We start from the raw sequence: 22,008 nt of genomic DNA, 5'->3' as shown, positions 1-22,008 counted from the left end.
CCGGGGCGGCGCGCGGAAGGCGCGTGCGGCGTCAGGCACGCCGCCCCGGTCGGCTCACTGAGCGGACAGCGCGTCCTGGACGGTCTGCATGAACTGCTCGGGGCTCACGCTTCCGCTGACCAGGCCAGCGGCGTTGGTCTGGCTGATCGTGGTGGCCTTGGTGCCGAACAGGGCCTCGAACCACAGGACGTTCTGCTTGGAGGCACTGATGGTTTCGCGCACCTGGGTAGTGACCTCGTTGGCGTCGGTGACCGGGGTGTTGACCTTGAAACCGGAGATCGAGCCGTGGTCCTTGAGCGCCTTGCTGCCGTAGTTCTTGGCGATGCAGGAGACCCAGGCGCCGGTGTTCTTGTCGAAGGACTTGGCGCCCAGGGTGATGCCGAGGCCGACGTTGGACGGGTACTGGTCGATGGAGCCCTTGCCGCCGGAGACGGCCGGGAAGGGCATGAAGCCGACGTTGTCCGCGCCGATCTTGTCCTGCTTGGCGTCCGAGATGTTCGCCAGTGCCCAGCTGCCCATGTAGAGCATGGCGGCCTTGCCGGTGAGGAACTGGTTCATGGCGGTGTCGTAGTCGATGGAGCCGACGCCCTTGCCGAAGTAGCCCTTCTTGCCGAGGGCGGCGATCTCGGCGGCGGCCTTGACGTACTGCGGGTCGGTCAGCTTCGCCTTGCCGTCGGCGACGTCCTTGAGCGCGTCCGGGCCGAGGCTGCGGTAGAGGTAGCCGCTGAGGAGACGGGTGAGCGGCCAGCCCTGCTGACCGGAGGCGGAGAAGGGCTGGATGCCCTTGGCCTGGAGCTTGGCCGCTGAAGCGACCAGCTCGTCCCAAGTGCCGGGGACCTTCAGGCCGTTGGCCTCGAAGATCTTCTTGTTGTAGAAGACTCCCTCGATGTTGTACTCGTACGGCAGTACCTCCAGCTTGCCGCCGTACAGTGCCTTGATCGTCGACACGGCGGCCGGCTCCAGCTGGTCGTCGACTCCCAGCTCCTTCAGCTTGGCTTCCAGGTCGGCGATCTTCCCCGACTTGGCGAGCTTCTGGGTGAGCGCGGGGGCGTTGCCCGCGGCGAACTGCACCGGCAGGGCGCCCTGCCCGGCGAGCAGTTGCAGCTTCTGGTCGAGGCTCGCCTGGGGAACGGTCTCCACCTTCAGGGGCAGCGCGTCGTTCGCGGACTTGCACGAGCCCTCGGAGAGGCTGGTCAGGGCCGTCTTGACGGTGGTGTTCTCGGTGACGCTGAGGTAGCTGAAGTTCTTCGGCGCCGCCGCGGTACCGCTCCCGCTGCCGCCGCAGGCGGTGGCGAGCAGGGCCATTGAGGCCGCGCCGGCCGTGAACAGACCCAGACGTGTGCGCCGAGCGCGGAACGTGCGAAGGGACACGGGTGACTCCCAGGGGTTGGAGAAGAAGCGAGATGTGAGGCGGAAGGCGGAAGGACGGCGCCGAGAGCGACAGGCGGCCGCGCCACGCTGGAGTTCGTAAAACGTTCTCCATGTCGAGTGGGCAACACCCTGCACCCGTCGCCCTACTCCGTCAAGACACGGAGCTGTAACACCAGGGATTTCAATCAGAGACTTGACGCTGGGCGTGTGACATCCTGTAAACCGTTACACCAACGACCACGAGAACCGGAGTGCGGGCGATGGACGGCGCTGCAGAACCCAGGCAGAACAAGCGCGTGACGATCACCGATGTCGCCCGGCACGCAGGCGTGTCCATTGCGGCCGTGTCCAAGGTGCTCAACAACGCCTACGGGGTGAGCCCTGCCATGCACGAGAAGGTGCAGGCCGCGATCACCGCACTCGACTACCGCCCGCACGCCGCCGCCCGTGGCATGCGCGGGCGGACCTACACCATCGGCGTCCTGCTGGACAACGTCCGCAACGCCTTCTTCGCCGACATCCTGGACGGCATCCAGGACGAGCTGCGCAGCTCCGATTACACCGTGCTGATCGGAGCGGCCGGGTTCGACGCGCAGGACCAGGCCCGCACCATCCGTTCCATGGTGGACCGCCAGATGGACGGCCTGGTCCTCATCGCGCCGAGCACGCCCCGCCCGGAGGTCCTCGCCACCGCTGCGTCGACGCCCACGGTCGTGATCGGCCACGACGACGCCGCGGACAGCCACGATTCGGTCGTCGACGCCGACGATGTCGGCGCCGGCCTGGTGGTGGACCACCTGGTCTCCCTCGGCCACCGCGACATCGCCCTTGTCTCGGCGCCTGGAGCCAAGACGGGCCGGTGGAAGAGAACACCCGAGATCGTGCTCGCCTCCGGCTACATGGAGGCCATGCGACGGCACGGCCTCGCTGACCACGCCCAGGTGCACCATGGCGCGTACTCCGACGATGGTGGTTTCAAAGCCGGTATGACCTTGTTGACCGCGGAACGCGCACCCACAGCCATCATGACCGGCGCCGATGTCGCGGCCCTGGGCATCTACCGCGCCGCCCACGAACTCGGCCTGCGCATCCCCGACGATCTCTCCCTCGTCGGCTACAACAACACGGCCCTCGCGGCCCTGGCCCCGGTCCAGCTGACCAGCGTCGACCAGGCCGGACACACCATGGGCTCGACAGCCGCACGCCTTCTCATCGAGAGAGTCGAAGGCCGCCGCGACCGGGCGATCCGCACCACCATGACTCCGCGCCTGGTCGTGCGGAAGAGCACGGCAACGCCAGGAGGCCGGTAGACCGTGGAACGGACGATGCCCACCGTGCCCGTGGTCCGGCGCGAGCCACCGCGCCACCACACAGCAGCCGCCCGGGAAGCCAGAGCCCGGCGCAGAGTGGGCATCAAGGACGTGGCGCGGGAAGCCGGCGTCTCGCTCGGCACGGTGTCCAACGTCCTCAACCGCCCCGACATCGTCGCCGCGCCGACCCGGCAGCGGGTCCTGGACGTCATCGACGCCCTGGGATACGTACGTTCGGACGGCGCGCGCCAGTTGCGCGGCTTCGCTTCCCGGCTCGTGGCCGTCTTGGTCCTCGACCTGGCCAATCCCTTCTTCACCGCGCTGGCCGCCGGCGTGGAACAGGCAGCGCTCGAGGCCGACCTCGGGGTCATGGTGTGCACGGCCGGCCGAGGACCGGCCGACGAGGCCCGCCACCTTTCGCTGATCACCTCGCACCAGGTCCGCGGCGCCGTCCTGGCCTCCGGAGACGGCACGGGGCGCAGGGTGGCGGGCTTCCGCCGCAACGGGGTGCCGTTCGTCATCGCGGACCAGAACGCCCCTCAGCCGGGGGCCTGTTCGGTCGGCATCGACGACGTCGCGGGAGGACAGGCCGCCGTGCGCCACCTGATCCAGCAGGGACACCGGTCGATCGGCTACGTCAGCGGACCCGACTGTCTCCAGCAGGTTCGGGACCGGCGCCGGGGAGCGGTCATCGCGGTCAACATGGCAGGTCTTCCGGCGGAGTCTCTTCGGGATCTGCCGTGCCCGGCGCTCACCGTGGGCGCCGGCAGGGACGCCGGGCACAGGATCCTCGGCCTCAGAAAGCGCCCCACCGCCGTCTTCTGCGCGAACGACCTGCTTGCACTCGGCGTGATGCAGGCGCTGTACGAGGCCGGTCTGCGGGTGCCGGAAGACATCGGAGTGGTGGGATACGACGACATCGAATTCGCCGCGTCCGCCGTCGTTCCGCTCACTTCGGTACGACGCCCGGCCCTCACCTTGGGCCGCGAGGCAGGCCGGCTGCTCCTCGAGGACACGGCCGAAGCCGCCACGCACGAACACACCCACGTGGTGCTGCAGCCGGAACTGGTCGTGCGCCGGTCGACCATGCGGACGCCGGCGCGGTGACCTGTCAGAGTCAGATGCTTTCGGGAACATGCCGGGGCAGCGTCTTCGGTGATCGGCGGGTCAGGGGAAGCAGCGCGGCCGAGACCAGCATCGTGAGCAGGCCGAGCAGCACGACGGCCGAGGCCAGCGTGCCCAGCATGCCCTTGGCGGCCAGCAGGGCGAGCGGGCAGGCGAATTCACCCAGGAAGAAAGCCGCCGTCCACAGACCGGTGCCACGCCCGCGATCGGCGAAATCGAGCCGGGACAGCGCCAGCGTCAGCAGGGAGGGAAGAAGCAGCCCCGTACCGACGCAGTTGACGACGGCGCCGACGATGACAAGGGCGACGTGGTCCGTCGCCCCCATCAGCAGAAAGCCCACGGCGCACAGGAGGAAGAGGGCCGGCATACGGCGGCGTGGCCGATCGGTGAGCCTGGTGAAGAGCACCGAGCCCAGGACGGTGGCCGCGCTGGCCAGCGCCGTGACCGCACCCACCACTCCGGTGGACCGCACGCCCAGGTCGTCCATGAGATACGACATCTCCACGGGCACGGTGTAGAAGACCATCGCGCCGAAGACGGTCAGCAGACAGATCCCCGCCATGCGCCGCAGTGGGAAGGGGTGTTGGCCGGCTGTTGCCGGCTCGGCCGTCGGATTCGGAGTGGGCAGCACCCTGGCCATGGCCGGAGCGAGCAGCAGGCCGACGGCGTACAGCCAGAAGGGCGCCCTCCAGCCGATCGAGCCGAGGGCTCCGCCAAGGACGAAGAAGAGTGTGGCGGACGCCGATGCGCACATGGTCTGCAGGGCGAGGTACCGGTCACGGGTCCGTCCGCTGTAGTAGTCGCCGATCAGCGTGGTGCAGCACGTCATGATGGCCGCTTCGGCGACACCCACCAGGACACGGCTGAGCAGGATGCCTACGAGCGAGCCCAGCCACAGGGGTGCGGTGCCGAACAGCGCGTACAGCACCGTGGCTACGACCAGCAGGCGCTTGCGGCCGAGCCGGTCGACGAGGACACCGGCGAACGGGGCGAGCACGGCCAGGGAGAGGGCCGGGACGGTGAGCACGAGCGGGACGAGAGCGGCGCTGCCCGGGACGTGCTGGAAGGCGTCCTGCATGCGTGGCAGGACCGGAGCGATGAGGACAGCTCCCAGGATCGGCAGGCAGCTGCCGGCCATCAGCAGCACGGCGGGCAGCCTGCCCCAGACGGCCGGGTCCCCCGTACGTCCGTGAGCGGGCAGGGCAGCGGAAGCGGGCATGGCGGCACTCCGTGGGACGTGAGGAAGGGAGGAGCGCCGTGTAGCGGACCGGGCCGGACGGGCTGTGCGGGCGGCCCCCGCAGTCGGCTCACGGGCGCGGTGGTGTCCCACGACTATGCGTTCCGGGTCTCGGCCTGCCCACCCCTCACGTCATCCAAGTTGCCGATGCCCTCGATCCATCGTGTGGATGGTGATGTCATTGGCTGCGCCGGGCTTCAGCGACCTCCCGCCCAATGGGCCGTTACAGCAGGTGGGTCAGAGGTGCCGCTCAGCTCCGGGGGCCAGACGGGCTCCGACGCGCGCGGCGGTATCACGCAGCCAGATGTGTGCCGCGTCATGCGTGTGCACCGGGTGCCACCACAGTGCCTCTCTCAGCGGTACGGCTTCATAGGGCGGCTCCACCACCTTGACGGCGGCGATGGGTTCCATCATCCGGGCCATACGCGCCTGGACCAGCGCGATGCGCCGGGTGCCTGCGACCAGCAGCGGCAGCGACTGGAAGCTGTCGACGGAGACTTCGACCCGCGGTTCGATGCCCAGCATGCCGAGCTGGCGTACTGCTGGGGCGTCGTACGTTCGCTGGTACGTCACCCAGGGAAGCCGGGCCAGGTCCTTGCGGGTGAGCCGGTCGTCGACGCTCGGGTGGTCCCGCGCGACGAGGAAGACCCAGCGGTCGTCATAGAGGTCGGTGGCGGGGAAGTCGCTGATGACGCCGTGCGGCATGAACAGACCGTCGCTGGCGCTCAGCAGGGTGGCGGTGTCGTCCACCACGGTCGTCGGGGTCTGGGAGAAGCGCAGCCGGATCCCGGGAGCTTCCTCATGGATCACGCGAGCCAGCTCGGTGCCGAAGATCGCCACGGCGTAGTCGGACGCCATCAGCTTGAATTCCCGGTTCTCCTTGGCCGGGTCGAAGTAGGCCTGGCTGGCGAAGAGGCGTTCCAGCACGTCATAGGCGGTCGAGGTGCGGTCCAGAAGGACCTGCCCCAGCGCGGTCAGCTCGTAGTGGCCGCCGACTCGGGCGAGCAGGTCGTCGTCGAAGTGCCGGCGCAGCCGGGAGAGGGCAGCGCTCATCGCAGGCTGGCTGAGGCCGACACGCTGCCCGGCACGGGTGACGTTGCGCTCCTCCAGCAGGGCGCGCAGAGCGACGACGAGGTTGAGATCCAAGCGGGCCAGGTTCATGAAAGTTCCTCTGCAGAGCGATGCCGACCCGGAGCAATCCACGAGATGGATGCATTGCATCCATAGAATCGATTTCCCTGATCGGTGGTGCGGGGTCCAGATTAGTCCCACCGCAATCAGGAGGACATGTCCGTGAAACCTGAATCCGCGTCCGCACTCTTCGCCGGACCGTTCGCCCTCGCGACTCTCTCGGCCCCCGACGGGCCCCGCTTTCCCGCTCTCGTCACGCCGGACGGCAACGCCCTCGACCTTCGGGCCGCACTGGGTGACGAACAGCTGACCGTGCTGAGCCTGCTGGATCGCTGGGACAAGACCCTGCCGCAGCTGCGTACCCTGGCCGCCGACACCGGCGTCAGCCGCACGCCGATCACGGACCTTCACGTGCACGCCCCGGTCGAACCGCGCCAGGTCTTCCAGTCAGGTGCGAACTACCGGCAGCACGTGATCGACCTGCACGTCGCCCACCGCGCCCCCGGCGATGACCGCTCCGAGGCCGAACGGCGAGCGGAAGCGGCCGAGATCATGGACCGGCGGGCTACCGAGGACCTGCCGTACGTGTTCATCGGCCTGCCCAGTGCGATCACGGGTCCCTACGACGACGTCGTGCTGCCCGCCTGGGCCGAGAAGCCGGACTGGGAACTGGAACTGGCGGTCGTGATCGGCCGCCCCGCGTACCAGGTGTCCGTCGCGGAGGCATCCGCGCACATCGCGGGCTACACGATCGCCAACGATCTGACCGACCGGTCGACCGTCTTCCGCAGGGACATGCCGCAGATCGGCACCGACTGGCTGCGCAGCAAGAACGCGCCCGGCTTCACACCGCTCGGCCCGTGGATCGTGCCCGCCGAGTCCATCGCCGACCCTGACGACCTGCGTGTGACGCTGAAGCTCAACGGCGAAACCATGCAGGACGAGTCCACCAAGGACATGATCTTCAAGGTCGCGCGGATGGTGTCGTACGCCTCGCGGACGGCCCATCTCCTCCCGGGTGATCTTGTGCTCACGGGCAGCCCGGCCGGCAACGGCATGCACTGGGGCCGCCTTCTGCGCGACGGCGATGTGATGGAGGGCTCGGTCACCGGGCTCGGCGTCCAGAGCACCCGATGTGTGGCGGAGGCGAAGGCATGACGGCCGTCGATCCCCGCGATCCGGAAGGCGCGATCGCGCTGGCGGCCAAGACGTACTCCAACTGGGGCCGCTGGGGCGAGGACGACCGGCTCGGCACACTGAACTTCCTGGACGAGGGAAAGCGACGCGAAGGTGCCGGTCTCGTCCGGCGCGGGACCAGCTTCTCCCTGTCGCAGTCCTTCGACATGAACGGCCCGCAGAAGGGCTGGCGGCGGCGCACCAACCCGGTGCACACGATGCTGGACACCGGCACCGACGCCGCGCTCGGCCACCAGGGCTTCCCGCACGGCATCGGCGGCGCCGACGACGTGATCGCCATGCCGCTCCAGTGCTCCACGCAATGGGACGGGCTCGGGCACATCTTCGACCACGGCAAGGCGTGGAACGGTCGCGCGGCCGAGAAGGTCGTCACCTCCGACGGCGACCTGGTCACCGGCATCGAGCACATGGCTCCCCATGTCGCCGGACGCGGCGTGCTCCTGGACGTGGGACGGGTCGTGGGCATCGCCGGCGAGTTGCCCGACGGATTCGCCATCACCGAGGAGCACCTGTCCGCCACAGCGGAAGCGCACGGCGTGAGCGTGGGACGCGGTGACATCGTGCTGATACGTACCGGTCAGCTGACCCGGGTACGCCGAGACGGGTGGGGCGACTACGCCGGCGGACCCGCGCCGGGGCTTTCCTTCACCACGGCCGGCTGGCTCCACGGCACCGAGATCGCGGCGATCGCCACGGACACCTGGGGCTTCGAGGTCCGTCCCAACGAGTTCGAGAACGCCTTCCAGCCCCTGCACCAGGTCGCGATACCCAATATCGGCCTCCTCATCGGTGAGATGTGGGACCTGGAAGCCCTGGCCGAGGACTGCGCGGCGGACGGGGTGTACGAGTTCCTGCTCGCCGCCGCGCCCCTGCGCATCACCGGCGCTGTCGGTTCCCCCGTCAACCCGATCGCGATCAAGTGACGCGCTCAGCAAGGGAGTCCTCCATGAGCACAGCCCGCACGGTCCTGGTGATCGGTGGTGGCGCTGCCGGAAACGCCATGACCATTCTGCTGCGCCGGGCCGGTCTGACCGTTGACCTGATCGAGGCGAAGGACGACTGGAACGCCACCGCCGGTTCAGGCATCACCCTGCAGGGCAACGCCTTGCGTGTGCTGCGCGAACTGGGCGTGTGGGAGGAGGTCAGCGCGTCCGGTTTCGGTTTCGGATCCGTCGGCATCACCGCTCCCGACGGAACGGTCCTGCACGTCGCACGCGACATTCGAACCGGCGGCGACGACCTGCCCGCCACCGTCGGCATGCAGCGCCCCCGGCTGCAGCGCATCCTGATCGACGCCGTCCGTGCCAGCGGCGCATCGGTGCGCCTCGGCACCCGGGTCGAGCAGCTGGAGCAGGACGGCACAGGGGTGAGCGCGCGCTTCACCGACGGCACCGAGGGCCGCTACGACCTGGTGATCGCCGCCGACGGACTGGGTTCCACCACCCGCGCGGCCATCGGCATCACCGCCAAGCCGGAACCCACCGGCATGGCCATCTGGCGCGTCGCCGTCCCCCGGCCGGCCGACGTCACCCGCACGGATCTCGCCTACGGCGGTCCGGCCTACATCGCCGGTTACTGTCCGACGAGCGACACCACGATCTACGCCTACGTGGTCGAGGCCCATCGCGACCGGGCGTCGATCCCGCCGGAGTCCTACGCCGACGAGATGCGCGGCCTCGCCGCCGCCTACGGAGGATTCTGGCCGGAGATCACCGAGCACATCACCGATCCGGCGAAGGTCAACTACACCTGGTTCGACCGGATGCTGGTCGAGGGCTCCTGGCACCGGGGCCGTGTGGTCCTCGTCGGCGACGCCGCCCACTGCTGTCCGCCCACTCTCGCGCAGGGCGCCGCCCTGTCCCTGGAGGACGCGTGGGTGCTCTCGCGTCTGCTGACCAGCACCGAGGTCTGGGACGACGCGCTCTTCCAGGCGTACTACGACCGGCGTATCGCCCGCGTCCGTCCGGTGGTTGAGGCGTCCGTGCAGATCGGGCAGTGGCAGCTCGACGGCGTACGCGACGCGGACGTACCCGGTCTGATGGGCCGCACGATGACGATGCTCAGGGAGCTGCCGTGACCTCACGGACCGTCGACGTCCACGCTCACGTGCTGCTGCCCGAAGTCGACTCCCTCGTCGACGGCCTGCCCGGACTGGCGATGGCGCGAGCGCTGGATGCCCGGCGCAACGGCCCCGCGGCCCTCGCGGTCAGCGGCCCCATGGTGCGCGAGCGCATCCCGCGGCTCACCGACCCGGCCGCACGGCTGGCCGCGATGGACGCACAGGGCGTGGACGTCCAGCTCGTCAGCCCCTCACCCTCGCACTACCACTACTGGACGGACGAGGAGACGGCCGAGAAGCTGTACCGGCTGGCCAACGAGGCAACAGCCAGGCACTGTTCAGCCGCTCCGAACAGGCTGCGCGGCCTCGGGTTGGTGCCGCTCCAGCACCCGGACCACACGGTGGGGGCGCTCGATCACGCGCTGGAACAGGGCCTGGCCGGGGTGGAGATCTCGAGCCACGCTCCGGGCCTGGAACTGTCCGACCCGGCCTACGAGCCGTTCTGGTCGCGAGCGGAGGAGACCGGCGCCGTCATCTTCCTGCACCCCTTCGGATGCACGCTGGACGAGCGCCTGGACCAGTGGTACCTGTCCAACACCGTGGGCCAGCCCACGGAGAACGCCGTGGCACTGTCGCACCTGATCTTCTCGGGAGTGCTCGACCGTCACCCGGGGCTGAAGGTGATCGCCGCCCACGGCGGTGGCTATCTGCCGACTCACATCGGCCGCTCCGACCACGCCTGGTCCGCCCGCACCGACGCGGCTTCCGGCTGCGCTCATCCGCCCAGCAGCTATCTGAAGCGCCTGTACTTCGACTCGCTCGTCCACGACCCGTCCGTCCTGCGGGAGCTGATCCGGGTCGCCGGGCCCGACCGTGTCCTGCTCGGCTCCGACTTCCCCTTCGACATGGGCACGAAGGACCCCGTGGGCGCTCTGCGCGCCGCACGTGTCCCCGAGGCCGACTTCGAGGCCATCCGGGGCGGTACCGCCTCCGCCCTGCTCAATCTGACCCTGTCCTGAGGAGGAACCCTCATGAGCGCACGACTGCTCACCCATCTGCGGCACGTCGACCTGGCCGTGCCCGACTACGACAAGCAGCTCGACTTCTACGCGGGTGTCTGGGGTCTGACCAAGGTCGCCGAGGACTCCGAGATCTCTTTCCTCGCCGCCGAGGGCTCCCCCGAGCAGTACGTCATCAGGCTGCGCAAGGCCGAGGAGAAGCGCCTCGACCTCGTCTCCTACGGTGCCGCTTCGCCGGCTGACGTGGACACTCTCGCAGAGCAACTCCTCTCCGGTGGCGTGCGGTTGATCACGCAGCCGGGCAAGGTGGACACACCCGGCGGGGGTTACGGCTTCCGCTTCTTCGACGTGGACGGCCGGACCATCGAGGTCTCTGCCGACGTGACGGTACGGCAGCACCGCAAGATCGAGGAGAAGGAGTCGATCCCGGTCAAGCTGTCCCACGTCGTGCTCAACTCCCCGGATCTGGACCGGACGAAGGAGTGGTACGAGCGGCACCTCGGCTTCCGGCTCTCCGACACCCTGAGCTCGCCGCACATGGGCGAGGTCATGCACTTCATGCGGATCTCCAACCAGCACCACTCGATGGCACTGGCGAAGGGACCGCACGCCTCCCTGCACCACGTGTCGTTCGAAATGCGCGGCATCGACGAGTACATGCGCGGCTCCGGCCGTGTGATCCGCGCCGGCTTCAAGAAGATCTGGGGCCCCGGCCGTCACATGGCCGGCGACAACACCTTCACGTACTTCCTCGACCCGCACGGCAACACCGTCGAGTACACGACCGAGCTGGAATGCCTGGACGAGGACACCTGGCACCCGCACGTCTACGACTTCTCCCAGCCCGAGGTCACCGACCAGTGGGGCACCGCCAACCCGATGAACGAGCTGGTCGCAAAGGAGTCCTTCAACGACCCCGACCGCGGCTGCTTCGTCGCCCCGCCGGTCTGATCCCTCTCCGAACTCCCGGGGCGCGGCAGCCTGTCACCTGCCCTGACACACGGCGCCGCGCCTCGGGCCCAGCCCCAGCCAGGAGCTGCTCATGCGCTTCGCCGCCTACGAACACCAGCATCAAACCCGCGTCGCCGTGGTCGACGCCGATGGCGTGCTGTATCCCGTGCCCGGCCTCCGCTCGTTGACCGAGGTCATCAGCGCCGGGGACGGTCTCCCCGCACTCCTCGATCTCGGTGCCGCCACCCTCGACGTCCCGGCCGGCCCACACGTCTCCCAGGTGCGCCTGCTGCCACCGCTTCAGCCCGCCTCCGTGCGGGACTTCGTCACGTTCGAGGAGCATGTCGAGGGCGTACGCCGCTCGGTGGAGGGAACAGGCGGCGTGCCCGAACAGTGGTACACCGCGCCCACCTTCTATTTCACCAACCCGCACGCGATCTACGCGTCCGGCGACGACATTCCGATGCCGCCGGGCTCCGCGGTCCTGGACTTCGAGCTGGAGGTTGCCGCGGTCATCGGCCGCGAAGGCCGCGACCTCACTCCCGACCAGGCACGCGACCACATCATCGGCTACACGGTCTTCAACGACTGGTCCGCACGGGACCTTCAGTCCGCCGAGATGAAGGTGGGTCTCGGCCCGTGCAAGGGAAAGGACACCGCCACCACCCTCGGCCCGTACCTGGTCACCGCCGACGAGCTCGAGCGCCATCGGGACGACGACGGCTTCCTGAGACTGGCCCTCACCGCCGAAGTCAACGGCGAGGTCGTCGGCAGGGATCTGCTGTCCAACATGAGCTGGACGTTCGAGGAAATGGTCGCGTACGCCTCCCGCGGCACCCGGGTCGTCCCGGGCGACGTGCTCGGCTCCGGCACCTGCGGAAACGGCGGCTGCCTCGCCGAACTGTGGGGCATACGCGGAGAACGGACCCCTCCGCCGCTCAAGCCCGGCGACACCGTCACGCTCACGGTCGAGGGCATCGGCACCGTGTCCAACACCGTCGCTCCCGGCACTGAACCCATCGCACTCCCCGCCGGCCGACGCCGCTCCCGGGAGCGGCCGTGAGCGACCCGCACCCCAAGAGGCTGCTCGGCAAGGTCGTCGTGGTCACCGGAGCGGCCCGGGGCCAGGGGGCCGCCGAGGCCGAGGCACTGGTGCGGGAGGGAGCCCGCGTCATCGCCACCGACGTCGCATCCGCCGAGGACTGTCGTCGCCTCGACGTCACCAGCGAGAAGGACTGGGAGGAACTGGCCGCCGAACTCAAGGAGGCGTACGGGCAGGTCCACGGCCTGGTGAACAACGCCGGCATCACCTGGCGGGCCCGCATCGGCGACGTGCGCCCAGACGACCTGGCACGGGTCCACGCGGTCAACGTGGCCGGCCCGTTGATCGGCATTCAGCACCTCGTCCCGCTCATGCCGCCCGGCTCATCGATCGTGAACGTCGGTTCCTCGGCGGCCCTCACCGCTCACTATCCGGTCGCCTACACGACCAGCAAATGGGCCCTGCGCGGCCTGTCGAAGACCGCGGCCACGGAACTCGGCCCGCGCGGCATCCGCGTCAACACGATCCACCCCGGCTACATCGAGACCGAGATGACCGCCTCCGCCGCACCGGCCTTCCGCGAAGCCAACATCCGCGAGACCCCGCTCGGGCGCACCGGCACCGCAGCCGAGGTGGCCCCGCTGGTCGTCTTCCTCCTGTCGAACGAATCCTCCTTCATCACCGGCGCGGAGATCGCCGTCGACGGCGGCCTGACCGCGCACGGCGGCGTGAAGTCCGTGTCGGACGCCCTCCTTGGGGAGGCCGGCGCGTGAGGCGACTCGACGGCAAGGTTGCCTTGATCTCCGGCACCGCCGGCGGCCAGGGCCGAGCCGTGGCACGCCGTTTCGCCGCCGAGGGCGCGCTCGTCGTGGGAGGCGACCTGCTGCACGAGCAGGCACTCGACACGCAGCGGCTCATCGCCCGCGAAGGCGGGACCGCCCTGACCCCCGGGCCCCTGGACGTCACCGACGAGCAGTCCGTCTCCTCCTGGGTACACGAAGCCGTGGACGCCTTCGGCGGCATCGACATCGTCTACGCCAACGCAGGCGCCGTCCGCTTCGGACCGGTCGACAGCCGGCCCTACCGGGACTTCGCCTTCACCATGCGAGCCGAGCTGGACTCGGTACGGCTGACCGTCCGATCCGCCTGGCCGCACCTGCGGCGCAGCCGTGGCTGCATCCTCACCCTCGGCTCCACCGCGGGACTCACCGGCTCGCTCACCAACCGGACAACCGCGCACTCCGCCTCCCGGGGCGCCGTCATCGCGCTGACCCGCCAACTCGCCGCTGAGGGCGCCCCGTACGGTATCCGCGCGAACTGTGTCAGCCCTGGTGCAGTCGGCACTGCCGGTTCCCGGGCCACTCTCCTCTGCGAAGACCACCCGGTGCGCGCCGTCGCCCGCCCGATCCCGCTCGGCCGCGCTGGAGGCCCCGACGACGTCGTCGACGCCGCCGTCCTCCTCGCCTCCGACGAAGCCGCCCACATCACGGGAGCCGACCTCGTCGTCGACGGCGACTGGTCCGCCGTCGTGCCCGGCACGAGCCCCTGAAAGGACTTCGAATGAACAAGGTCCGAGCGAGCGCCACTGAAGCGGTCGCCGACATCCCCGACGGCGCCTCGCTGGCCGTTGGCGGCTTCGGCCTCAGTGGCGTACCCGAAGTCCTCATCCGCGCCCTGCACGCGCACGGCACGAGCGGTCTGAAGGTCATCTCCAACAACTGCGGCGTCGACGACCGCGGCCTCGGCGTTCTCCTCGCCGCGCGCCGCATCAGCCGAGTCACCGGTTCCTACGTGGGTGAGAACAAGGAGTTCTCCCGGCAATACCTGTCCGGAGAACTCGAGGTCGAACTGGTACCCCAGGGCACTCTGGCCGAGCGCCTGCGGGCCGGCGGCGCCGGTATTCCGGCCTTCTACACCCCGGCCGGCGTCGGAACGCAGGTCGCCCGGGGCGGACTCCCCTGGCGTCATGGGCCCGACGGCTCGGTCGCCGTGGCCTCCCCGCCCAAGGAGACCCGCGACTTCGGGGGCCGCGCACACGTCCTGGAGCACGGCATCGTCACCGACTTCGCCCTCGTACGGGCCTGGCGCGGCGACCGCCACGGCAATCTCGTCTTCCGGAGAGCCGCCGCCAACTTCAACCCGCTGGCCGCGATGTCCGGCCGCACAACGATCGCCGAGGTCGAGGAACTCGCCGAACCGGGCGAGCTGTCCCCCGACGAGATCCACCTGCCCGGCATCTACATCCAGCGGATCGTGGCGCTCACTGCCGAGGACGCCGCCGACAAGAAGATCGAGAAGAGGACGGTACGTTCCTGATGGCCTGGACACGCGAGCAGATGGCGGCCCGCGCCGCCGCCGAACTCACCGACGGCTCCTACGTCAACCTGGGCATCGGCCTGCCGACACTGATCCCCGGTCACCTGCCGGCCGGCGTGCACGTGGTCCTGCACTCCGAGAACGGCATCCTCGGCACGGGGCCCTACCCCACGGAAGCGGAGGTCGATCCCGACCTCATCAACGCGGGCAAGGAGACCGTCACCGTACTGCCCGGCGCGAGCTTCTTCGACTCCGCCCTCTCCTTCGGCATGATCCGAGGTGGCCACATCGACACAGCCGTGCTGGGTGCCATGCAGGTCTCGGCGCGGGGCGACCTCGCCAACTGGATGATCCCCGGCAGGATGGTCAAAGGCATGGGCGGAGCCATGGACCTCGTCCACGGCGCTCGCCGGGTCATCGTGCTCATGGAACACACCGCCAAGGACGGCAGCCCCAAGATCCTCAAAGAATGCACCCTCCCGCTCACGGGAGAACAGTGCGTGCATCGCATCATCACCGACCTCGGCGTCCTCGACATCACCCCAGACGGCCTCGCCCTCGTCGAAACCGCCCCCGGCGTCACGATCGAGGACATCACTGCCCGCACGACTGCTCCCATCCGCGTGGACAGCACCACCACCGTCTGCTGACCCGCGCTGCGTCGTCTCCATCGTCTCCTGGCTCCTGGCTCCTGGCTCCTGGCTCCTGGCTCCTGGACGACGTCACGCCGTGAAATCACGGCGTTGTCAAAGTCCCCCACTCCTTCGTTCCTCCCGCCCGCCTTCCTGGTAGCGAGGGCCGACCCGGCGAAAGACCGGTCGGCCGGGCCCGGCTCGGCTCAGTCCCTGGTTGCGGTGGCGATGAGGGCCTGAAGCTGTTCGGCGGCCTGATCGAGGGGCTGAGTGCTGCGCTTGGCGCGGCACATCGCCACCGTCCCCTCGACGGCGGCGACGATGAGCGTGGCGAGCTGCGCAGCCTGCTCGGCCCCGGCGCCGTGCTCCCGCAGCGATGCGGCCAGCAAGCTCTCCCACTGCTCGAACACCTCAGCGGCGGCCACCAGGGCGGGCGGCACCTCGTCGGCCGGGGGCTCCTCGATGGCTACCGCCAGAACGGGGCAGCCGGCATGGAAGTCGCTCTCGACGACGATCCTCCGCCACAGGTCCAGAAACGCCCGCAGCCCCGCCGCCGGCCCGGGTTCCAGCTCCTTGCGCAGCCTCCGCGCGACCCACTCGCCCGTGAAGCGGACCGCCTCGGCGGCCAGTTGCTGCTTGCCCTCGGGGAAGTAGTGGTACGTCGAGCCGAGCGGCGCCTCGGCGTGCTTGGCCATCTCCCGGATGCTCGTCGCACTCAGGCCGCGCCGACTGATCATGTCCGCGGCACCGGCCACGATCCGCTCACGGGACGGCGCACCGCCTTTGGCCATCTCGCACTCCCCTCTCGCTATAACGACCGTCATAGCCTACCGTGACCCAGGTCTATAACGATCGTCATAGGAGCTGCCATGCCCATGATCCGGTTGACCGTGCCTGCCGGAGCCCTCACCAAAGAGGGCCGCACCACCGTTCAGCGCGACCTTGCGGCCGTGCTGCTGCGCTGGGAGGGCGCGCCCGACACCGCCTTCTTCCGCGCCCAGGCGTGGAGCTACCTCGTCGAGCTGCCCGAACGCGCCCAAGGGACCGCCGAGGACGACGCTCCCCGCTTCCTGGTGGAGGTGACGGTGCCGCGGGGGGCGTTGTCCGAGCGGCGCAAGGCCGGCCTGGTCCAGGACGCGACGAAGACCGTTCTGTCAGCCGCCGGCCTCTCCCCCGACGACGCGCTGCGAGTGTGGGTGCTCGTGCATGAGCAGCAGGACGGAACCTGGGGCGCGGGCGGCTCCGTCATCCGCTACGCCGACTTGGTCGCTCTGGCGCGGCAGAACAAGGAGCAGGCGGATGCGTGAACTGACATACGTCGCCCGCCGCACGGTCGAATGGCGCGAGGCCCCGGACCCCGAGCTCCAGTCCGACCAGGAGGCGATCGTCGCACCGATCGCCGCGACCTCCTGCGACGTGGACTCGGCAATCTTGGCCGGGCACGGCTTCATCGATCCGCCGTTCGCCCTCGGCCACGAGTGCATCGCCCGCGTCACCGACATCGGCGACGCGGTGACCACCGTGGCCCCCGGCGACCTCGTCGTCGTACCCTGGTCCATCAGCTGCGGCACCTGCGACCACTGCCGCAACGGACTCACCGCCCACTGCACCTCGGTCCCGCACATGGCCATGTACGGCGCGCCGATCGGCGGCAACTGGGGCGGCCTCTTCTCCGACCTGGTCCGCGTCCCGTACGCGGACGCCATGCTGGTGCCCCTGCCCGCCGGTCTCGACCCGGTCGCGATGGCCTCGGCGAGCGACAACTGGTCGCTGTCCTGGCGCCTGGTCGCGCCCCACCTCAAGGCCCGCCCCGGCGCCCGGGTCCTGGTCGTCGCCCGTGGGAGCATCGGCCTGTACGTCTGCGACATCGCCCGCGCCCTCGGCGCCTCCGACGTTCTCTACGTCGACCCCGACGCGGAGCACCGCAAGCTCGCCGAGGGCTTCGGCGCCCGCACCGCCGAATCGATCGAAGCGATCCGCCACGGCTTCGACCTCGCCGTCGAGGCAACCGGGCGCGTCGACCAGCTCACCCTCGCCGTCAAGTCACTCGCGCCCGAAGGCATCTGCGAATCAGCCGGCAACCACTTCCGCCCCGGTGAACTGCCACTCCTCGACATGTACCTCACCGGCGTCACCCTGCGCATCGCCCGCGACAACGTTCGCGCCCACATCCCCGACGCCCTCGACCTCGCCGCCTCCGGCACCGTCGACCCCGCCCGAGTCGTCTCCCACGTCCTCGACTGGGAACAACTCCCCGACGCCCTGCCCGAGAAGCACCTCAAGCCCGTCTTCGTCCGCCACTCCACCCCGCCCCAGGCTGCACCCTGACCACGGCACGGCGGCCCGCAACCACACATACAGAGACACCTAATGAACTCGTCCCTCACCGTCACAAGCGGCACCCCGCGAGGGGAGTTCAAAGCCAGGCCAGCTTCCGCCGTGGCACGCGGACGCCGGCCTGGCAGGCGGCTCTGACTCAACCGGCTGTGCATGAGCGAGACGCTCTACGTACTCGATTACGCCGGACCAACCGCTGATTCCCGGCTACGTTTGTCGTGGGGTACACATCGCGAGGGCTCGGGCTCGTTCGAGGTTGTGAGATGCGTGTCAATCCACGCTAGACCGCCAAGATCGAGTTGGCGGCGAGCGCGGGTGACGGCAACGTACGCGAGGCGCGCATCCGTGTCGCAGACCGGTTCCGGGACCGGGCGGCCTTGAGCATCGTGTTGGTCGGTGTCCTTGGGCGGGGGAAAGTCGTCGGCAATTCTGACGGCGGCCCATTCACGGCCTTTGGCCTTGTGCGCGGTGGAGACCGTCACGTCGGCGTGTTTCTCGTCGATGAGTTCGTCGACGGCGGAAAGGATGGCATCAGGTCCGTGTGTGTCGACGAGGTCGACAAAGGGCTGGAGATCTCCTCCGGCGGGATCGTAGGTTGCATAGTCCTGCACTTCGCCCCAGGAGGTGAACAGGACGAGTTCGGGGTGGTTGGTGCGGCGGCCCTCCTTGAGATCGCGCGCGGCAAGAGCCAGCCTGGACAGGGTGTCTCCCCCGCGGGTGAGCGCCACGCGGTGGCCCGCGGCAAGCAGGCTCAGGACTTCGCTCATGGCTCCGATGTTGGTGCGGCACAGCACGGCGTCGGGGTGGGCGATGGTGCCGACCTCGGTGGAGATGCTCTCGGTGCCGGTCAGGCGGATGGGCGCGTCGGCGAGTTCGAGCCAGCGGTTGGCCTGCTCGGCCAGACGGGGGCCGAAGCGGAAGGAACGGGTGAGGGTGAGCGGCGTAGCGTCGAAGGCCGTCATTACGTCGCGGGCGCCTCGCTAGCCGTAGATGGCCTGGGCGGAGTCGCCGACCATCACGAGCTGGGCGTGGTCGCGTTGGGCGACGAAGATGTTCTCCAGTACCGGGTTCGTGTCCTGGGCTTCATCGAGGAAGACGAAGTCTGCGTCGATCTTCGGTTCGGTCAGGGCCCACATTTTCAGGTAGTGGTCGTGTTCGAATCGGACGACACCCTGATCGGGGTCCTGCAGGTCGGCCCAGGCTCTCATTGCGACGGCACTACTTCGGCTGCCAGTTGGGCTTGTTCGGCGGGGGTTCTCAGGCCGCGCAGTTGCGGTACGTGGCGGTGGGTCAGGGTGCGGTCGGCGGAGTAGCAGTAGCGGGTCACGGTCCGTAGCACGGTGTGGGACAGGGTCCGATGGCTGATCTGGTGTTCACCGATGCGGATGGCTCGTGTGATGCCGAGAGCCTGGCCGGTCTTCCATGCGGGCTGGCGGGGGCTGTTCAGGCGGTGGGTATAACGGTGGCCGAGTCCTGCGTAGGCCGTGGCGTGGGCAGTTCTGCACAGCACTGTGCGGGGGAAACGGGATGAGGCGTCGCGGGCGATGTCCTTGTTGAAGGCGAGGTAGCGGCCGCGGCGTGTGGTGTCGGTGGCGAGCAGGTTCAGTGTGCTGGTCTTTCCGGTGCCGGCGCCTGCTTGCAGTACAAGGTGGTGGCCTGCCCGGAAGGCGTCTGCTGCATCGATCTGTTCGTCGGTCGGGGTGGGCAACAGAGACTCCGCGAAAGTGAGGAAGGGAATCGTGCTGGCGGTCGGATCTGTGGAGCGCCTTAGGAGCACTACCGGTTCGGTGGTACGCGTCGACAGTGAAGGGCGCTGGCTGCACTGAGCAGTACCTCCTCGGCGGAGTAGTGGGCCTGCAGGCCTTCCAGATGTGTCGTCAGGCGCTGGGCTCGTTGTCGTTCGTGCCGGGCAAGGGCTGCCGTCACACTCTGGCTGAGAAAGTCCTGAGGCCGTTGGCCCCGGGTGGCTGCAGCCCGGCGGACGGCTGTGCGAGCAGCGTGGCTGAGAGTGAGGTTGAGCCGGACCTGGCCGTGCTCGTCCGGGTAATGCGTGGTCAGGACGTCGATGGGTAGCAGCGCGTCGAGCTGGTGGCGCAGCGTCCGTAGGGCGCGGCTGGGATTCTTGGCCCGCTGTACAGCCATCAGCCGGGTGCGCTCCGCGTTGGTTGCCAGTGGCACTGCGCGGCGGGCGCGGTGTAGTTCGGCGGCGGTGGCGGGCCGGGTCAGCATGATCTCGATGGCGTGGTGCCGTGTCACGGCCGGGCCGCCTTCCGTCCGCACTCTGCTGGGCCGGGGTGCCGGATGCGGTCCGGTAGTCGGCTGTGGATGTGCTCGTGGTGGATGAGCGGGTCGAAGGGTTCCCAGTCGGCGACAGCCAGATCCGCGGCCGAGGACGTGGCGGTGTGCTGCACGCAGCTGCTTCTGCGGCTGGCCTACCGCTTGGAGCGCTCTCCCACCAGGATTGCGCGCCTGTGCGGACTGATCCATCATCAAAATCGGCTACCAGCCGAGTACCTGATCTCCTTGCCCGCCGAGCGGATCGGGTCATTCGCCGCGACTACCCGCTTGAGCGTGGAGGAAGCCAACGCACTGACGCTGTCGTCCTTTGCTGCCGTCTACCCGCCACTGGCATCCGTACGGATCGACGGCAGCCGCAACACCACTGCCGCGCGGAAGTCGTGGGCCGCCAGCATTTCCAGTCGATACTGTGCCGCCTGTCTTTCCGGGAACGGAAGTCCCATCCAAACTCTCAATGGCGGTCCCTGGAAACTGCGCTGGCATCTTCCCGTCTCGTACGCCTGCGTCACGCACCGCACCATGCTCTCCCATACATGCCCGCGCTGTGGTGGCACGCCGAATCGACCGCCGAACACAGAGCGTCAAGGACTGATCACGCATCGCGCTACGAGCGGGTTGCATCCGGCCCGATGCCGACGCCTTGTGTCTGATCTTCACGGCACTCCGGCCTCCCCCTGCGCTGCCCGCCTGGACCACGACCACCAGATCGCGCGCGTGCCCGAAGCAGATCTGTCCATTCTGCTGGCTCTACAGCGCCGCATAGATCAACGTCTGATGTGTGGTCAATCGACCGCCAATTCCGAACAGTCAGCCTTGGATCACTACTTCTTTCCCGATCTCATCGTCGCTGCACATCTGATCCGGCTCAGCTGGCCAGATGGTGCGCAATACGCGCCCTCGACGTCGCTGGCTGACCTGATCGACCACCACGTTTCCACTGCTGCCCCTCGCCACCACGCTCCTGAGCTCAACGGACGCGCGCCCATCGCCTGGGATGCCCCCGAAGATCCAACCGAGTGCGCGGCACTGCTCGTTGCCGCCGACGCCCTCCTCGGTCACGAGGAACGCGATGACGCCGGGATCACCGATCGCGTCCGACCGCTCGCTGCGTCCACGTTCAGCCGCATTCCCGGCAACATCGGCGCCTCTTTGCGACGGATGGACACCTCCCCTGCGGTGGCACGTGCCCTGCTGCGTCGTTCCCAGGGGTTCTACCGTGCTGGCGGCCACCGGCACGCGCGGCAGCGCATTCCCTCGCGTCAGAGCCACTTCGGAATCGACCATGTACCCGCTCTCCTGCCGTACGTATGGCTCTCTGGTCCCTTCAACGAAATGTTGTCCCGGTGGGCGCAGCGCACCGCCTGGAAGGTGCGGCACCTGCGGCGCGTTTCGGCGCTCAAGCTCGCGGAAATGAGTGGCGGTGGCACCTGGCCCGATTGCGCAAAGGCTCTTCATATCCCGTGGAACACCGCGCAGCAGTCTCTCAAAGTCATCAGGCAGGAGTTGAATTCACAGGATCTGTGGCCGGACTTTGAGCGGGCCGTCGAAAGTGTAGCCAGCCAATTGGACTGCGGCACGGATCGTGTTCACTACGGGCGACGCCGGGAACTTCTTTCGTCCTGGCAGATCCCGGCTGGCGACTGGGCCGAACTCTGCCTCGATCTGGAGCAGTTCGGCCAGGGTGTCACCTCTCCCACCCGTGACACCGCGACCGTGCTGATCTGGACTCATGTCACCCAGGGCGATCACCTTCACAGCCCCATGCTCGGCGCCCTGAGGGAATCGGGTTCCAGCACCCAGCGCTTGGTCGCATCGATCAACCAGCTCCGCACCCCAGCCAACCGCAAGGGCGGCAAACGCGAACTGCTACGCCGCCTCGAAACGTACTCCGACGTCCTCGCCACCGCCTGCGACCGGCCCGTTGCCTCGGTGCAGACAGGCGACCTCGAGGCGCACCTGCGCGAGGCCCCGTCTCCGTAGAAG

At 68.8% G+C, this 22,008-nt stretch carries 20 protein-coding genes and 1 pseudogene; 15 read left to right on the top strand and 6 right to left on the bottom strand.

Features of this window, described 5'->3' with window-relative positions; genetic code table 11:
* Window positions 1-54 precede the first annotated feature (54 nt).
* Window positions 55-1,371: an ABC transporter substrate-binding protein gene (locus OOK38_RS29880; RefSeq protein ID WP_266755485.1), complete on the bottom strand. Its 1,317-nt coding sequence runs from the start codon at window positions 1,369-1,371 to the stop codon at window positions 55-57.
* Between the two features lie 296 nt (window positions 1,372-1,667).
* Between OOK38_RS29880 and OOK38_RS29875 the strand changes: the two genes are divergently transcribed.
* Complete coding sequence (locus OOK38_RS29875; RefSeq protein WP_266755486.1) at window positions 1,668-2,681, top strand: LacI family DNA-binding transcriptional regulator; 1,014 nt, start codon at window positions 1,668-1,670, stop codon at window positions 2,679-2,681.
* 15 nt (window positions 2,682-2,696) lie between these two features.
* On the top strand, window positions 2,697-3,788 hold the full coding sequence (locus tag OOK38_RS29870; RefSeq protein ID WP_266755487.1) for a LacI family DNA-binding transcriptional regulator: 1,092 nt from the start codon (window positions 2,697-2,699) through the stop codon (window positions 3,786-3,788).
* A gap of 10 nt (window positions 3,789-3,798) precedes the next feature.
* Here the strand turns inward: OOK38_RS29870 and OOK38_RS29865 are convergent, their stop codons facing one another.
* Window positions 3,799-4,944: an MFS transporter gene (locus OOK38_RS29865; protein WP_266765555.1), complete on the bottom strand. Its 1,146-nt coding sequence runs from the start codon at window positions 4,942-4,944 to the stop codon at window positions 3,799-3,801.
* A gap of 336 nt (window positions 4,945-5,280) precedes the next feature.
* Complete coding sequence (locus OOK38_RS29860; protein ID WP_266755489.1) at window positions 5,281-6,204, bottom strand: LysR family transcriptional regulator; 924 nt, start codon at window positions 6,202-6,204, stop codon at window positions 5,281-5,283.
* 126 nt (window positions 6,205-6,330) lie between these two features.
* Between OOK38_RS29860 and OOK38_RS29855 the strand changes: the two genes are divergently transcribed.
* The 10 genes from OOK38_RS29855 (at window position 6,331) to OOK38_RS29810 (ending at window position 15,408) form a co-directional block, all read left to right on the top strand.
* Window positions 6,331-7,332 (top strand): fumarylacetoacetate hydrolase family protein, encoded by a 1,002-nt coding sequence (locus tag OOK38_RS29855; RefSeq protein WP_266755491.1) that lies wholly within the window; start codon window positions 6,331-6,333, stop codon window positions 7,330-7,332.
* On the top strand, window positions 7,329-8,294 hold the full coding sequence (locus OOK38_RS29850) for a cyclase family protein (RefSeq protein ID WP_266755493.1): 966 nt from the start codon (window positions 7,329-7,331) through the stop codon (window positions 8,292-8,294). Before OOK38_RS29855 ends, OOK38_RS29850 begins: the two co-directional genes overlap by 4 nt.
* Window positions 8,295-8,317: 23 nt before the next feature.
* Window positions 8,318-9,448, top strand: a complete 1,131-nt coding sequence (locus OOK38_RS29845) for an FAD-dependent oxidoreductase (RefSeq protein WP_266755495.1) — start codon at window positions 8,318-8,320, stop codon at window positions 9,446-9,448.
* Complete coding sequence (locus tag OOK38_RS29840; RefSeq protein ID WP_266848956.1) at window positions 9,445-10,449, top strand: amidohydrolase family protein; 1,005 nt, start codon at window positions 9,445-9,447, stop codon at window positions 10,447-10,449. The genes OOK38_RS29845 and OOK38_RS29840 overlap by 4 nt, the downstream gene beginning before the upstream one ends.
* 12 nt (window positions 10,450-10,461) lie before the next feature.
* Window positions 10,462-11,400 (top strand): VOC family protein, encoded by a 939-nt coding sequence (locus OOK38_RS29835; RefSeq protein ID WP_266755498.1) that lies wholly within the window; start codon window positions 10,462-10,464, stop codon window positions 11,398-11,400.
* A 91-nt stretch (window positions 11,401-11,491) separates the two neighbouring features.
* Window positions 11,492-12,463 (top strand): fumarylacetoacetate hydrolase family protein, encoded by a 972-nt coding sequence (locus tag OOK38_RS29830; protein WP_266755500.1) that lies wholly within the window; start codon window positions 11,492-11,494, stop codon window positions 12,461-12,463.
* Window positions 12,460-13,215, top strand: coding sequence for an SDR family NAD(P)-dependent oxidoreductase (locus OOK38_RS29825; protein ID WP_266755501.1), 756 nt, complete (start codon window positions 12,460-12,462; stop codon window positions 13,213-13,215). Before OOK38_RS29830 ends, OOK38_RS29825 begins: the two co-directional genes overlap by 4 nt.
* Window positions 13,212-13,991, top strand: a complete 780-nt coding sequence (locus OOK38_RS29820; protein WP_266755504.1) for an SDR family NAD(P)-dependent oxidoreductase — start codon at window positions 13,212-13,214, stop codon at window positions 13,989-13,991. Before OOK38_RS29825 ends, OOK38_RS29820 begins: the two co-directional genes overlap by 4 nt.
* Before the next feature lie 11 nt (window positions 13,992-14,002).
* The gene (locus OOK38_RS29815; protein ID WP_266755505.1) at window positions 14,003-14,758 is read left to right on the top strand and encodes a CoA transferase subunit A; all 756 of its coding nucleotides are present in this window, start codon (window positions 14,003-14,005) and stop codon (window positions 14,756-14,758) included.
* A complete protein-coding gene (locus OOK38_RS29810; RefSeq protein WP_266755507.1) occupies window positions 14,758-15,408 on the top strand; it encodes a CoA transferase subunit B in 651 nt (216 codons plus the stop codon). Before OOK38_RS29815 ends, OOK38_RS29810 begins: the two co-directional genes overlap by 1 nt.
* Before the next feature lie 188 nt (window positions 15,409-15,596).
* Here OOK38_RS29810 and OOK38_RS29805 read toward each other — a convergent pair whose 3' ends face one another.
* Window positions 15,597-16,181, bottom strand: a complete 585-nt coding sequence (locus OOK38_RS29805; RefSeq protein WP_266848955.1) for a TetR/AcrR family transcriptional regulator — start codon at window positions 16,179-16,181, stop codon at window positions 15,597-15,599.
* A 78-nt stretch (window positions 16,182-16,259) separates the two neighbouring features.
* Here OOK38_RS29805 and OOK38_RS29800 point away from each other — a divergent pair, with 78 nt between their 5' ends.
* Together OOK38_RS29800 and OOK38_RS29795 are read left to right on the top strand one after the other, a co-directional pair.
* A complete protein-coding gene (locus tag OOK38_RS29800; RefSeq protein WP_266755510.1) occupies window positions 16,260-16,697 on the top strand; it encodes a tautomerase family protein in 438 nt (145 codons plus the stop codon).
* Complete coding sequence (locus tag OOK38_RS29795) at window positions 16,690-17,718, top strand: zinc-binding dehydrogenase (RefSeq protein WP_266755512.1); 1,029 nt, start codon at window positions 16,690-16,692, stop codon at window positions 17,716-17,718. Before OOK38_RS29800 ends, OOK38_RS29795 begins: the two co-directional genes overlap by 8 nt.
* A gap of 188 nt (window positions 17,719-17,906) precedes the next feature.
* Here the strand turns inward: OOK38_RS29795 and OOK38_RS29790 are convergent.
* A pseudogene (locus OOK38_RS29790) lies at window positions 17,907-19,435 on the bottom strand (UvrD-helicase domain-containing protein).
* Window positions 19,436-19,503: 68 nt separating this feature from the next.
* Entirely contained in the window at window positions 19,504-19,983 is a 480-nt protein-coding gene (locus tag OOK38_RS29785; RefSeq protein WP_266755514.1) for a hypothetical protein, read from the bottom strand.
* An 84-nt stretch (window positions 19,984-20,067) separates the two neighbouring features.
* Here OOK38_RS29785 and OOK38_RS29780 point away from each other — a divergent pair, with 84 nt between their 5' ends.
* On the top strand, window positions 20,068-22,005 hold the full coding sequence (locus OOK38_RS29780; protein WP_266755516.1) for a TniQ family protein: 1,938 nt from the start codon (window positions 20,068-20,070) through the stop codon (window positions 22,003-22,005).
* The last annotated feature ends 3 nt before the right edge of the window (window positions 22,006-22,008 follow it).

The sequence above is a fragment of the Streptomyces sp. NBC_00568 genome, from assembly GCF_026341855.1.
GTDB lineage: Bacteria > Actinomycetota > Actinomycetes > Streptomycetales > Streptomycetaceae > Streptomyces.
Note: the sequence above shows the minus strand (reverse complement) of the source record. Positions and strands in the feature narration are given on the sequence as shown.

Bases quoted from the DNA above. Each gene is read 5' to 3' on its own strand.
- OOK38_RS29870 (WP_266755487.1), top strand. From the start codon at position 2,697: ATGCCCACCGTGCCCGTGGTCCGGCGCGAGCCACCGCGCCACCACACA.
- OOK38_RS29865 (WP_266765555.1), bottom strand. From the start codon at position 4,944: ATGGCCGGCAGCTGCCTGCCGATCCTGGGAGCTGTCCTCATCGCTCCG.
- OOK38_RS29860 (WP_266755489.1), bottom strand. From the start codon at position 6,204: ATGAACCTGGCCCGCTTGGATCTCAACCTCGTCGTCGCTCTGCGCGCC.
- OOK38_RS29855 (WP_266755491.1), top strand. From the start codon at position 6,331: ATGTCCGTGAAACCTGAATCCGCGTCCGCACTCTTCGCCGGACCGTTC.
- OOK38_RS29850 (WP_266755493.1), top strand. From the start codon at position 7,329: ATGACGGCCGTCGATCCCCGCGATCCGGAAGGCGCGATCGCGCTGGCG.
- OOK38_RS29845 (WP_266755495.1), top strand. From the start codon at position 8,318: ATGAGCACAGCCCGCACGGTCCTGGTGATCGGTGGTGGCGCTGCCGGA.
- OOK38_RS29835 (WP_266755498.1), top strand. From the start codon at position 10,462: ATGAGCGCACGACTGCTCACCCATCTGCGGCACGTCGACCTGGCCGTG.
- OOK38_RS29830 (WP_266755500.1), top strand. From the start codon at position 11,492: ATGCGCTTCGCCGCCTACGAACACCAGCATCAAACCCGCGTCGCCGTG.
- OOK38_RS29815 (WP_266755505.1), top strand. From the start codon at position 14,003: ATGAACAAGGTCCGAGCGAGCGCCACTGAAGCGGTCGCCGACATCCCC.
- OOK38_RS29810 (WP_266755507.1), top strand. From the start codon at position 14,758: ATGGCCTGGACACGCGAGCAGATGGCGGCCCGCGCCGCCGCCGAACTC.
- OOK38_RS29805 (WP_266848955.1), bottom strand. From the start codon at position 16,181: ATGGCCAAAGGCGGTGCGCCGTCCCGTGAGCGGATCGTGGCCGGTGCC.
- OOK38_RS29800 (WP_266755510.1), top strand. From the start codon at position 16,260: ATGCCCATGATCCGGTTGACCGTGCCTGCCGGAGCCCTCACCAAAGAG.
- OOK38_RS29795 (WP_266755512.1), top strand. From the start codon at position 16,690: ATGCGTGAACTGACATACGTCGCCCGCCGCACGGTCGAATGGCGCGAG.
- OOK38_RS29780 (WP_266755516.1), top strand. From the start codon at position 20,068: ATGAGCGGGTCGAAGGGTTCCCAGTCGGCGACAGCCAGATCCGCGGCC.